Raw genomic sequence first — 13,160 nt, forward strand, 5'->3', positions numbered from 1 at the left:
ACGTTGTGCATCGCCAGCAGGGCTCAGAACGGAGAATCCCTGTTGGCCACCAGCCACTGCTGCAACCCGCTCACCGCCGCGTCAAATTGCGCCCCGATTGCCGCAGGTTCACCACCTCCCGCCTCAAGAGCCGCACAGTGGTTGGCAAATTCGGTCAACCCAAGCGCCAGCGCACTCCCCTTGAACTTGTGCGCCAGCTGACGTTGCTCACTCCCCTCCCCCTGAGCCAACTTATCCACCAACACCCGCCCTTGCGACTCAAACAGCGCGACCAGCTGGCGGATCCGCGCCATGCCGAGCAGGGGCAGATCGGCATCCAGCACCGGATTGGCCCACTCGGGCTGGTTAGTCGAGGACGCGGCTGCAGATAATTGCACCTGTGGCTCGATAGAGGCCCCTTCTTGCCGAAACAGCTGATCGATGGAATTCGCCAGCACCGCCAGCCGCACCGGCTTGCCGACAAAATCGACAAACCCGGCGGCAAGGCAGTGGCGGATATCCTCCGGATACATCTGGGCCGAGATGGCGATGGCGGGCAGCGGCCGTTCATGCATCTCCTCACTGATGGCGGCCAGATCCTCGCGCAGAGTCATGCCGTCCATATCGGGCAGATTGATATCGAGCAGCGCCAGCTCGAAGGGGCGCTCGGTCACCAGCGCCAGTGCACTGCGACCGTCCTCCGCCAGGGTGACGCGATGGCCGAAGCGGGTCAGCATGCCGTGCGCCACCAACCGGTTGATCTCGTTATCCTCCACCAGCAGAATGTCGCGGGACTGACCAAGGTGCAGCGGCTGAACCTCGGCAGGCAGCTGGGCACTCGAGCGCTGCAACGGCAGGCTGAAGCTGAATTCACACCCCTTGCCCGGTTCGCTGGCAAGGATAAGCTCGCCCCCCATGGCGGTCACCAGCTTGCGGCTGATCGCCAGTCCCAGCCCGGTGCCGCCCTGATGGCCTATATCACGCTTGCGCTGGCGAAATGCCTCGAACACCGCCTCCTGCTCATCGGCCGGAATGCCGGGGCCGGTATCGCGTACCACAAACCGGATGCAGGGCTCGGCGCAAGGGCCGTGACAGACAAGGGGCGCCACCGTCAGGGTAATCTGGCCACGGGCGGTAAACTTGACTGCATTGCCGAGCAAGTTGCCGAGCACCTGGCGCAGCTTGCCCAGATCCCCCTCGACCACAGGCGCCAGCCCGGGCGCATATTCCAGCGCCAGGGTGACCCCCTTGGCCGCTGCCTTTGGCCGAAACAGCGCGCTGAGCTCATCCACCAGCTGGAACAGGGGGAAGGGCTCGCGGCGCGCTTCCACATGGCCCGCCTCTATCTTGGAGTAGTCGAGAATGTCGTTGAGGATCTCCAGCAGGGATTCGCCGCTATGCTCGATGGCGGCCAGATAGCGCTGCTGGGTATCGCTCAGGTGGGTATCTTCCAGCAGCGTCAGGCCTCCGAGAATGCCGTTCATGGGGGTGCGGATCTCGTGGCTCATGGTGGCGAGAAACACCGACTTGGCGCGGTTGGCCTGTTCGGCCTCGGCGCGGGCCTGCCGCTGCTTCGCCACCTCCTCATTGAGCCGCTCGTTGGCGTGGCTGAGCTGGCCGGTGCGCTCCTCGACCCGCGACTCCAGCTCGCGCTGATAGCGGCCCAGCTCCACTGCATTGTCACGAAACACCTGCAGGGCACGGCCCAGCTCCGCCAGCTCATCACGGCCCGCCCCGGCGATCGGCTCAAGGGGGGCCAGATCCCCGCGCGCCAACCGGCTCATCCCCGCCACCGCCCGTTGCAGCGGCCAGACGATCCGGCCGTAGACCATGCGCCACATCAGCAGCATCAGCAGTAGCAGGGTAAGCAGGCCAATGCCCATCAACGCCTGCTCCAGCAGCCTGAGGCGCTGGCTTAGCGCCTGCTGGCTCTGCCCCAGCGAATCGCGGGCACGGCTGACCAGCTCACCGACCTGCTGGTTGAGGCTGCTCATCAGGGCCTCATTGGCATTGGCCAGCACCCGCAGCGCCTCCCCCTTGCCGAGCCAGTCGCTGCGCAGTTGCACCAGCTTGTCGCTCTGCGCCAGCACGGTCAGCGCCTGCTCCACCGCCTGCCGGCGGGCAGGATCGGTCACCGCCCCGGCCCGCAGTTGCAAGATGGCCAGCTCCCGCTGCCCCTCTTGCAATAGCGTTTGCAATTGTTCCTGCCGTTCGCTGCGCCACATCTCTTCGATGCGCTGCTGCTGCATCAGGGTGCGATGGCGCAGCTCGGTCATCTGCTCCAGCCAGTCGAGATCCTGCTCCAGCAGGCGGTCGAGCGTCCGGGCCGCCTGCGTACCTTGCTGTTGATAGAGGGAACCCAATCCCGCCACCATCACGGTTTCGGCGTTCTCCATCTGGCTGCGCGCCAGCTCGGCGATCTGCCCGGCCGCCGCCACCAGATGGGCCCGCTGCGCCTCCCCCTGCGCCATCAGGGTCAATCTTTCCCCCACCAGCCAGCCCTGCTGGCCCAGATTGCCGATGATGCTCTGACTGAGCTGATCGAGGCTTGTTGAACCCTGCCCACGGCCAAGTTGCGCCAGCACCTGTTGCAGCTGTTGCCCCTGCAGAGTGAGCAAGCGCCCCTGATGCTCCCGCTCCTGCTCGCTGGTTGCGGTGGCCAGCAGCCGCGACGCGCTCTGGATCTCACCGCTGAGGCGAGAGAGCGTGCGGGCCAGCTCCTGATCGGCCAGAGTCTGCAGCACTCCTTGCTCCAGCTGGCGCAGATGGCTAAGCCCCACCCAGCCCAGCAGGGAGGCACTCAGGGTCAGCAACGCCATCAGGGAGAAGGCCAGCAGCAACTTGCCACCCAGGCCGGAAAAGATTCTCACGGGAAGTCCCTTGGTTGTGGTCGGCTTTGACCGGATAATATGGCCCAACACTTTAACAAAACCCCTGACCATGCGAAGCGTCTATCTCTCCCCGTTGTTGCTGATCTGGTTGCTAATGCTTCCCCGCGCCGCCCTCGCATTTGCGGTCGATATCTGGCCCGGCGGCGAATTAAGCGGCCAGCCGGTGCTCCAGCAGTGGCCGGAACCCGCCGCTGCAACCAAACCGCTGACCCTCTGTGCCCTCTACCCCCATCTGCGCGACGCCTACTGGCTTTCGGTCAATCAGGGCATGGTGGACGAGGCGAAGCGGCTGGGAGTCAAATTGCAGATCCACGAAGCGGGGGGTTACGGTGCCCTCGCCGAGCAGCGCCAGCAGTTGCAGCGCTGCGTGCAGGAAGGGAGCGACGCCATCTTGCTCGGCGCGGTGAGCTATCAGGGCTTGCGCGAGGCCATCAAGGCCACGCCGCTGCCGCTCTTTGGTCTGGTCAACGATCTGCCCAGCGGTCTGGTGCAGGCCAAGGTGGGAGTCTCCTGGTACCAGATGGGCTGGCAAATCGGCCACTGGCTGGCGCAGCGCCACCCCGCAGGCAGCAAACCGGTCTCGGTCGCCCTCTTCCCCGGCCCGAAGGCAAGTGGCGGCAACAACTTCGTCGAGCCGGGCTTTGCCGATGCCATCAAGGGGAGCGCCATCAAGCTGGTCACCACCGAGCGTGGCGACAACAGCCGGGAAATCCAGCGCACACTGGTGCAGCAGACGCTGGCCCGCTATCCCAACCTCGACTATCTGGTGGGAGGCGCCATCGCCGCCGAAGTGGCCGTCAACGAGCTGGCGCAGCGCCATCTCGACAGGCCCCAGGTGCTGAGCACCTACTTCAGCCACGGGGTACAGCGGGGACTGCGCCGGGGCAAGATCCTGGCCGCCAACAGCGATCAGATGCGGCTGCAGGGGCGCCTTGCGGTCGCTCAGGCGGTCTGCCTGCTGCAACACCCTGATGCCAATGCCGAGCAGTGCCCGCGGGTGATGGGGCCACCCATTCTGACGCTGTCTGCGCCGCTGGCCGATCCCGCCGATTCCCTCTCGGAGGGCGCTTTTCGCCCCGTCTATCGGGTCGAATAGCCGTTCCAAATCCGATCAGCACACTCAAGGAGAAGAGATGAAAGAGTTACATGCCAGCTGCCTGTGCGGCGCCGTCGCCCTGACCCTGCCGGATCAGTTCGACTATATGGGGAACTGCCACTGCAGCGAATGCCGCAAGTTTTCAGGGGGAGATTATGCCTCGGTCGGCGGACTGGATGGCAACAAGGTCACCATAGTGAAGGGAGAAGAGGCCATCGGCCGCTACCGGAAATCGGCAGAGACCACCCTGGCCTTCTGTCGTCACTGCGGCTCCAGCCTGTTCAGCCAGAAGAGCAGCAGCGGCAAGATCAACCTGCGCCTCGGGGTACTGGACGATGTGCCGAGCCAGCGGCCCGCGTTTCACATCTTTGTCGGCTCCAAGGCGCCCTGGCACCAGATTGGCGACGACTGCCCGCAATTTGATACCCGCCCGCCGGTCTGACACCCGGTCAAACAGGTCAAGGCCACCGTAACGGGGTCAGGAGGCTATCTCGCCGGCAAACAGATAGCCTTCCCCATGGACGGTGACAAACAGCTGGGGATCCCGCGGATCCGCTTCCATCTTGCCGCGCAGCCGCCGGATCAACACGTCTATGGTGCGATCGCTCGGGCCATCGCTGCGATGGCTGATGAGGGTCAGGATCCGCTCCCGACTGAGCACCCGTCCGGCATGGGCGACAAAGGCCACCAGCACTTCATATTCGGCCTTGGTCAGGCGCACCGGCACCCCGTCCTTGCTGAGCTGGCGACGGGGAATATCAAAACGCCAGGGACCAAAGCGCACCGCATCGTCAGCCACCGCAGGCTCGCTCGGCGCGGCGGCCGCCAGCGAGATCCGCCACAGCAGATTCTTGACCCGCACCAGCAGTTCCCTGAGCTCGAACGGCTTGGTGACATAGTCGTCGGCCCCCATCTCGAGGCCAACAATCCGGTCCACCGCATCGCTGCGGCCAGTAACCAGAATGATCCCCACCGTGCTGCGCGCCCGCAGTTCACGGGTCAGCAGTAGACCATCTTCCCCCGGCAGGTTGATATCCAGCATCACCAGATCGACCCTCTGCTCCGCCAGCACGGCGCGCATCTCCTGGCCATTTTCGACCGCCGTCACCCGATAGCCCTCCCGCTCGAAATAGCCGGTCAGCTTCTCGCGGGTAACCGCATCATCTTCAACAACCAGAATGTGGTAGCTCATGGGCAGGGTTCACGATGGTCGACAAGGGAGGATTATTCTATTCACATTTTGTCATAAATACCCCTATTTCATTAATTTGTGGCGGCAGCCCTGTTCACAACGCCTCCCTATCATGGCTCCCATCAAAAAAGTGATGTGAGAGAGCATGATGAAAAAACTGTGGCACTTCCTGCGCCCCCCCAGCCGTCGCTGGTCGGTACTGGCGCTGCTTCTGGTGGGCGTCGGCGTCACCCTCGCGGGCACCGTCGGCCTGCACTACGGCTTTGAGAAAACCAGCAGCCTCGAATTCTGTATCTCCTGCCACTCCATGAAAGACACCGTCTATCCGGAGTACAAGGAGTCCATCCACTTCAAGAATGCCTCAGGGGTACAGGCGGTCTGTACCGACTGTCACCAGCCGAAGGATTTCGTCGGCAAGGTGGCCCGCAAGATGGAGGCGGCCAACGACCTCTATCAGGAGTACATAGGCCACAGCATCGACACCCAGGAGAAGTTCGAGGACCGGCGTCTGCATCTGGCCGAGAAGGTGTGGGCGCGGATGAGCAGCCAGAACTCCAAGACCTGCAAGTCCTGCCACAGCTACGACAACATGGATCACGCCAAGCAGTCCCCGGCGGCTGCGCTGGCGATGAAAGATGCGGCGGCGAAGAACATGAACTGCATCGAGTGCCACAAGGGCATCGCCCACGAACTGCCCAACATGGCGGGCGGCTTCCGGGCCACTTACGCCACCCTGGTCAACGACGCGCAAGAGGCGCCAGCCACCGAGACCCTCTACAACCTGAGTGAAAAAGATCTCTACGCCAGCGAACAGAGCAGCGACCCGGTCGGCAAACTGCTGCCCGCCTCCCGCATCGACGTCGTAGACCGCAGCGGCGATCGCCTCAAGGTGACCATCGAAGGGTGGCGCGAGAGCGATGGCAAAGGCCGGGTGCTGAGCGAATACATGGGCAAGCGGGTCTTCGTCGCCACCATCCGTGACGAACTGAAAGCGAGCGAGAAAGTGCTCAAACAGGAGACCGACAGCGCCACCCATATCAAATGGGAACAGGTTCAGGTGCAGGCCTGGGTCGATGGCAAGGGCTTTGAGTCCTCGCTCAAGCCGATCTGGGATTACGCCGGCGAGATGTACAAATCCACCTGCAACTCCTGCCACGGCGCGCCGGATCCCGCTCACTTCACTGCCAACGGCTGGATTTCGGGACTCAAGGCGATGTCTGCCTACTATCGCCTGAGCAAGGAAGAGGAGCGCACCCTGCTCAAATACCTGCAAAACCATGCCGCCGATACCGGTGGTCAGGGCAGCCACTAAGTCCGGATTCGAAAGAGGAATAACAAGATGATCAATATTTCCCGTCGTGGTTTTCTGGGTGGCTTGCTGGCCAGCGGTGCCTCTGCCCTGATCGGCCCCTCCCTGCTCGGTCGCGCCGTGATGGCCGCCGAGTCTGGTGACAAGCTGGTGCAGTCCGGCTCCCACTGGGGCGCCTTCCGTGCCCGGGTGGTCGATGGCCGCTGGGTCGAGACCCTGCCGTTCGAGCATGACAAGCACCCCACCGACATGCTCAAGGCCTTGAGTGAAGTGGTCTACAACCCCTCCCGCATCCGCTACCCCATGGTGCGACTGGACTGGCTGCGCAAGGGCCACCAGTCCGACACCAGCGAACGCGGCCAGAACCGCTTCGTGCGGGTCACCTGGTCCCAGGCGCTGGACTTCTTCTATCACGAGCTGGAGCGGGTGCAGAAGACCTATGGCCCGAGCGCCCTCTATGCCGGCCACTCCGGCTGGCAGTCGGTGGGCAAGCTGCACTCCGCTGGCGCCATGCTGGGACGCGCCATGAACCTGCACGGCACCTATCTGGCCAAGGCCGGTGACTACTCCACCGGTGCCGCCCAGGTGATCCTGCCCCACGTGGCGGGCGCTATGGAGGTGTATGAGCAGCAAACCTCCTGGCCGCAGGTGCTGGAACACAGCAAAACCATCGTCATCTGGGGCTCCGATCCCATCAAGAACCTGCAGGTGGGCTGGCTGGTGCCGGATCACAGCGTCTACGACTACTGGGCACAACTGAAAGAGAAGGTAGCCAAGGGTGAGATCCGGGTGATCAGCGTCGATCCGGTCAAATCCAAGACCCAGAAGTACCTCAATTGCGATCAGGTGACCCTGAATCCGCAAACCGACGTGCCGCTGATGCTGGGCATCGCCCACACCCTCTACAGCGAGAAGCGCCACGACGAAGCGTTCCTGAAGAACTACACCACCGGTTTTGACAAGTTCCTGCCCTACCTGCTGGGCACCAGCGATGGTCAGGTGAAGGACGCCGAGTGGGCCGCCGCCATCTGTGGCGTACCAGCCGAGACCATCCGCGAGCTGGCCCGCGCCATGAGCAGTGGTCGTACCCAGCTTATCGGCGGCTGGTGTGTACAGCGCATGCACCACGGCGAGCAGTACGCCTGGATGCTGGTGGTTCTGGCCTCGATGATTGGCCAGATCGGCCTGCCGGGGGGCGGTTACGGCTTTGGCTGGCACTACAACGGAGCGGGCACCATCACCTCCAGCGGCCCCATCATGTCCGGTTTCAGCTCGGTCATTCCCGGGGTCAAGCCGATCCATGACGGCGACTGGAAGGGCTACTCCAAGTACATTCCGGTGGCCCGTTTCGTCGACTGCATCCTCAATCCGGGCAAGCAGATCGCCTTCAACGGCCAGACCATCACCTACCCCCACATGAAGATGGCGGTGTTCTGCGGCAACAACCCGTTCCACCACCAGCAGGATCGCAACAAGATGGTCGCGGCCTGGCGCAAGCTGGAAACCGTGGTCAGCATCGATCACCAGTGGACCGCCAGCTGCCGCTTCGCCGATATCGTGCTGCCCGCCACCACCACCTACGAGCGGGATGACATCGAGCAGTGGGGTTCTCACTCCAATGCGGGCATTCTGGCCATGTACAAGGTGGTGGAGCCGCTGTTCGAGGCACGCGATGACTATGACATCTTCGCCGATCTCTGCCGTCGCTTCGGTCGCGAGGCCGAGTTCACCGGTGGCAAGAGCAAGCTGGAGTGGATCCAGAGCATTTATGACGACGCCCGCCTGCAGGGCCGCGGCATCGGCATTCGTCTGCCCCGTTTCAGCCAGTTCTGGCACGGCGAAGGCTTCGTCACCTTCCCGGCAGGCCAACCCTGGGTGCGCCACGAGTCGTTCCGTCAGGAGCCGGATCTGGAACCGCTCGGTACCCCGTCCGGCCTTATCGAGATCTACTCCAAGACCATCGCCGACTACGGCTATGGGGATTGCCCGGGCCACCCGGTCTGGATTGAACCCTACGAGCGTTCCCACGGCGGGCCGGGCAGCAAACAGTACCCGCTGCACCTGCAATCCTGCCACCCGGACAAGCGGCTGCACAGCCAGCTCTGCTCCTCCGACAACTACCGCGCCACCTACACGGTGCAGGGTCGCGAACCTGTCTATATGAATCCGCAGGATGCCAAATCCCGCGGCCTCAAGGACGGCGATCTGGTGCGGGTGTTCAACGGCCGCGGTCAGGTATTGGCCGGTCTGGTGGTGAGCGATGACTACGCCCCTGGGGTGGTGCGCATTCAGGAAGGGGCCTGGTATGGCCCGCAAGAGGGCGGCAAGGTAGGGACTCTCTGTACCTACGGCGATCCCAACGTGCTGACCGCCGACATCGGCTCCTCCAGCCTGGCGCAGGCTACCACGGCCCATACCGCGCTGGTGGAGATCGAGAAGTTCCGCGGACAGGCACCCGCCGTCACTGCCTTCGGCGCGCCGAAATCGGCAAAGGGCATCGACCCCATGTTCCCGGCACTCTGACCCCGGGGGGACGAAAGCGCCCCCTTGAGTTTCCTTTATTTTTAAAGTCGTTAGAATCGGGAGCCATCAAGGCTCCCGATTGCCATCCACGGAGGAAAAATGCAGGAATTTATGGCTACCAGCGAACGCCGGGCCGAACTCTACTGGTGGTTCTCCACCCTGTTCGCCGCCGAACTCAGTGATGAGCAGATCGCCGAATATGACACCTATGATGTGCGAAGCTTCCTGAAAAGCCTCTCCACCCTGGATCCGATGCGCGAAGCCGTGGCCGAGCTCAACGATGCCATCGCCCGCCTGCTGGTGCGCCCGGATCGCCAGCTGGAACTGGCCGCCGACTTCGCCGGGCTGTTTCTGGTGGATCCCAAGCAGGGCGCCCTGCCCTACGAATCGCTCTACCGTGGCGATGCCAAGCTGCTGATGCAGGCCCCGATGGCCGAGATGCAGGCCCGCCTCGATCGCCTTGGTATCAATGTCAGCGACAAATACAAAGAGCCTGCGGATCATCTGGCCATCGAGCTGGATCTGATGGGCAATCTCATCATCCGTGCGGCGGAAGCCAAGAGTGCAGCCGAGCGGGAACGCTGGCTCGACGAGCAGGAAGCGCTGCTGCACGGCCATCTGCTGGGCTGGTTTGACAAGTTCGAAAGCGCCTGTCGCGCCGCCGACCGGTTTGGCTTCTACGGCGCCAGTGCCCGTCTGCTGGGGGTCTTCCTCAAGATGGATGCCAACTACCTCTCTCTGGTCAAACCGGCACCGTCCGCCGACTGAGTCCGCGATGAAGACAGCCCTGCTTCTGATTGCATGCTGGCTGCTGGCCCTGATCCCGCTGGATCAGGGCATTACTCCCCTGATTGCGCTGCTGTTCAACCCGGATCGCGAGCTCTACGGCACAGCCCAGCTCACCGGATTTGCCGGCATCCTGCTCACCCTCTACCTTGCCAATCTCGGCGTCGAGGTGGTGTTGCGCCGCCGCTTCCAGATTGCCGGCATGCTGGCTCTGCTGGCCGCCTGGATCGACTTCATCAACAGCAGCGGCAGCGAGTCGCACTTCCTGCTGCTCTATCTGCTTGCCCTCCCGTTCCATCTGATCGGCTGGCTGGTACTGGTGCGCGGCATTCAGGCGTTTGGTCGCCAGAAGGGATAACCACTCGCCCCTTTTTCCATCCTTTTTATCAGGTTTTTCTGCCTATTCTTGCCGTCAAAACAACCAGATAACTCCGCTTGACTCCCGACCAAACAGTTCGTGCCATACTGACAACTGATGCAAGTGATAAAACAATCAATGCCGAGGTCATCATGGATGGGAAGCTTTTCAACGCCGACACCGAGGCAATGTTGACCCAGCTGTCAGATCACACCGTCCTGGAACAGCTGATGGATAATGCCCCTCTGGGCATCGGCGTCTTTGACTGCGAATTTCGCTACCGTAAAGTCAATCAGGTGCTGGCCGACATCAATGGCAAAAGCATCGAGGAGCATCAGGGCAAGCACCTCAGAGAGGTGGTTCCCAAGCTGGCCCCGACCCTGGAGCCCATGTTTCAGCAGATCATGCGAAGCGGCATGCCCTACGTGGATATCGCCATCACGGGCCAAACCGCGGCGTACGACAGCAGCTCCCGCCGCTTTCAGGCCACCTACAGCCCGATGCGTGATGAGAAGGGGGAGCTGAATGGCATCCTCGCCATCGTGCGTGACATTACCGAGCAGTACGAAACCGAACAACGGCTGCAGCTGGCAATGCGAGCGGCCCAAATCGGGGTGTGGGAGTGGCACGTGGCGGAGGACAGATTGCTGTTCGACGGCCAGATTGAGCCGCTGCTGGGCATCGAGGCCAACCAGTTCCACGGCGGGCTACAAGCGTTCGTCGACTGTTTTGAACCGGAATCCGGCAGCCAGCTCAAGGCCGCCCTGCAAAGTCATGACCCCATCCATCTCACCCTGAGCTACCTCACCGCTCTCAACGAGCGCCACTGGGTCGATATTCATGCCGACCATGTCCCCGCCACCGAGTCGGTCGGCCACCGGGTCATGGGGGTCATTCACAATGCCACCGCCCGCCGCCGTCAGGAGGAACGACTCCATCAGGCCAACGTGGTATTCGATACCACGGCCGAGGGGATCATCATCCTCGACAGCGAGCACCATATTCTGTCGGTCAACCCGGCCTTCACCATGCTGACCCAATACAATGCCGAGGAGGTGATAGGCCGTACCCCGGATATCATCATGCATCCCAGGCGCTACACCGACCTCGACTATCCCTGGTATCACCTGCGCCCCGGCAACAACGCCTGGCATGGCGAGATGGTTTGTCTGCGCAAGGATGGCAGCTACTTCTCCTCCTGGCAGCAGATCAGCGCTGTCTATGACAACTTCAACAACACTACTCACTATGTGATCGCCCTTTCCGACATCAGCGCCATTCGCAAGGTGGAGGCCGAGCTGAATCACCTTGCCTATCACGATCCCCTGACCGAGCTGGGCAATCGTCATCTGTTGCAGGAGCGGCTAGCCCTTGAGCTGAAAACCGCGCAGCTCAATCGCAAACGGTTGGGGCTGCTCTTTATCGATCTGGATGGCTTCAAGCTGATCAACGACAGCCTGGGCCACGGAGTTGGCGATGAGCTGCTCAAGCGGCTGGCAGAGCGGATCCGCGGCTGCCTGCAGCACAACGATCTGGCGACCCGCCTCGGGGGAGACGAGTTTCTGGTGCTGATCCCCTATCTGGAGGAGCCTGACGAGCTGGCAACCCTGGCCAATACCCTGCTGACCGTGTTGCGTGAACCGGTTGAGCTGGCTCATGAACTGGTGGCAATCTCGGCAAGTATCGGTATCGCCATCTATCCGGATCATGCAGACAGCCCGGAAACCCTGGTCAGCGCCGCCGACAGCGCCATGTACGAGGCGAAAAGTCAGGGGCGCAACGGCTTCCAGTTCTATACCCCCTGCATGGCGGCTCGAGCCCGCGAGCGGATGCAGATTGAGCAGGGTCTGCTCAAGGCCCTTGAGCTCGAACAGCTCTGCATCTTCTATCAACCCATGACCAATCTGGCCAACGGCCACCTGAGTGGACTGGAAGCCCTGCTGCGCTGGCAGCATCCCAATGAGGGGATGATTGCGCCGACCCGCTTTATTCCGGTGGCAGAGGAGTGCGGCCTGATAGAGAAAATTGGGGAATGGGTGATGCGCAACGCCTGCGAGCAGGGACAAAACTGGCTGGCCGCCGGACTGCCAGTGCCCCGCTTGTCGGTCAATGTGTCGGTGCGGGAGATGCGCTCCCCGGGCTATGTTGAACGGGTCGCCGCTATTCTGGCCGAGACCGGATTTCCGCCAGAACGGCTCGAGATCGAGGTGACGGAGAGCATCATCCAGCGGGTCGAACAGAGTCTGGATCTCTTTACCCGCCTGAAAAATCTCGGCGTGCAGATTGCCATCGATGACTTTGGTACCGGCTTCTCGTCACTGAGTCTGCTCAAGACCCTGCCGATCGATCGCATCAAGATCGACCGGGCGTTTGTGCAGGCATTACCGGAAGACAAGAACAGTCGGGAGCTCTGCCGCACCATCATCAATCTGGCCGACAGTCTGGATATGGAGGTCACCGCCGAAGGGATTGAAACCAAGGCACAACACGCCTTTTTGCAGTCACTCAACTGCGGCGAAGGACAGGGTTATCTGTTCAGCAAACCACTGCATGTCGAACATATGGGAGATCGCCTGCATCAACGCTACGTCTCATAGCGGCAGGCAATCATCATCACCAGCCGGGAGGCATCCGCCTCCTGGCTGCCGACCGGATTACCACTCAATCTGCAAGCGGGATTCCCAACCATCATCACGATCATTGAGCATGCGCGTCAGCGGTGATTCGCCAGCATAACGGGGAGCTGGCTCGCTGAAGGTTAGTCTGGTACCGAGCTCTTTGGCCTGCCATGCATGACCAAGCTGATCAGCCACCCGATCCCGCAGCGCAGGTGAGGCCTCCTGATGGGTGATCGCAAACTCTTTCGGAGGTTCGCCAGCGGGCACTGGCGCATCAAACTGCCACAGGGATGCACAGAGCAACAGAGAAAACATCATGACCTCCAATTAATCGACCTCCCCCCTTTTACTCAACCACTGATTAATTGTCACTCTTTGTCCTGTAACCAACTGTTGCCGCCTATCCAA

At 62.0% G+C, this 13,160-nt stretch carries 10 protein-coding genes; 7 read left to right on the plus strand and 3 right to left on the minus strand.

Annotation, left to right across the window (positions count from 1 at the left end; genetic code table 11):
• Positions 1-23: 23 nt before the first annotated feature.
• Positions 24-2,849 carry a TMAO reductase system sensor histidine kinase/response regulator TorS gene (torS, locus tag ACTG2O_RS21030; protein ID WP_439976590.1) on the minus strand — a complete coding sequence of 942 codons (2,826 nt, stop codon included), beginning with the start codon at positions 2,847-2,849 and terminating at the stop codon, positions 24-26.
• 70 nt (positions 2,850-2,919) lie between these two features.
• On the opposite strand from torS, the gene torT reads away from it, so the two are divergent.
• Together torT and ACTG2O_RS21040 are read left to right on the plus strand one after the other, a co-directional pair.
• Positions 2,920-3,966 carry a TMAO reductase system periplasmic protein TorT gene (torT, locus tag ACTG2O_RS21035; protein ID WP_439976591.1) on the plus strand — a complete coding sequence of 349 codons (1,047 nt, stop codon included), beginning with the start codon at positions 2,920-2,922 and terminating at the stop codon, positions 3,964-3,966.
• A gap of 37 nt (positions 3,967-4,003) precedes the next feature.
• Positions 4,004-4,408 (plus strand): GFA family protein, encoded by a 405-nt coding sequence (locus tag ACTG2O_RS21040; RefSeq protein ID WP_005338893.1) that lies wholly within the window; start codon positions 4,004-4,006, stop codon positions 4,406-4,408.
• A 36-nt stretch (positions 4,409-4,444) separates the two neighbouring features.
• On the opposite strand, the gene torR is transcribed toward ACTG2O_RS21040, so the two are convergent.
• A complete protein-coding gene (gene torR / locus ACTG2O_RS21045; protein ID WP_439976592.1) occupies positions 4,445-5,158 on the minus strand; it encodes a two-component system response regulator TorR in 714 nt (237 codons plus the stop codon).
• Positions 5,159-5,303: 145 nt separating this feature from the next.
• On the opposite strand from torR, the gene torC reads away from it, so the two are divergent.
• From torC to ACTG2O_RS21070, 5 genes are all read left to right on the plus strand, one after another.
• Positions 5,304-6,470 (plus strand): pentaheme c-type cytochrome TorC, encoded by a 1,167-nt coding sequence (gene torC, locus ACTG2O_RS21050; protein ID WP_439976593.1) that lies wholly within the window; start codon positions 5,304-5,306, stop codon positions 6,468-6,470.
• A 27-nt stretch (positions 6,471-6,497) separates the two neighbouring features.
• The gene (gene torA / locus ACTG2O_RS21055; RefSeq protein WP_439976594.1) at positions 6,498-8,990 is read left to right on the plus strand and encodes a trimethylamine-N-oxide reductase TorA; all 2,493 of its coding nucleotides are present in this window, start codon (positions 6,498-6,500) and stop codon (positions 8,988-8,990) included.
• A 99-nt stretch (positions 8,991-9,089) separates the two neighbouring features.
• On the plus strand, positions 9,090-9,758 hold the full coding sequence (gene torD, locus ACTG2O_RS21060; RefSeq protein ID WP_005358423.1) for a molecular chaperone TorD: 669 nt from the start codon (positions 9,090-9,092) through the stop codon (positions 9,756-9,758).
• 7 nt (positions 9,759-9,765) lie between these two features.
• On the plus strand, positions 9,766-10,134 hold the full coding sequence (locus ACTG2O_RS21065; RefSeq protein WP_005358420.1) for a hypothetical protein: 369 nt from the start codon (positions 9,766-9,768) through the stop codon (positions 10,132-10,134).
• 152 nt (positions 10,135-10,286) lie between these two features.
• Positions 10,287-12,731: a sensor domain-containing protein gene (locus tag ACTG2O_RS21070; RefSeq protein WP_047438153.1), complete on the plus strand. Its 2,445-nt coding sequence runs from the start codon at positions 10,287-10,289 to the stop codon at positions 12,729-12,731.
• A 57-nt stretch (positions 12,732-12,788) separates the two neighbouring features.
• On the opposite strand, the gene ACTG2O_RS21075 is transcribed toward ACTG2O_RS21070, so the two are convergent.
• Entirely contained in the window at positions 12,789-13,067 is a 279-nt protein-coding gene (locus ACTG2O_RS21075; protein WP_439976595.1) for a hypothetical protein, read from the minus strand.
• Positions 13,068-13,160: the final 93 nt, after the last annotated feature.

Origin of the sequence: Aeromonas sp. 61P, from assembly GCF_051919545.1 — a bacterium.
GTDB classification, from domain to species: domain Bacteria; phylum Pseudomonadota; class Gammaproteobacteria; order Enterobacterales; family Aeromonadaceae; genus Aeromonas; species Aeromonas veronii.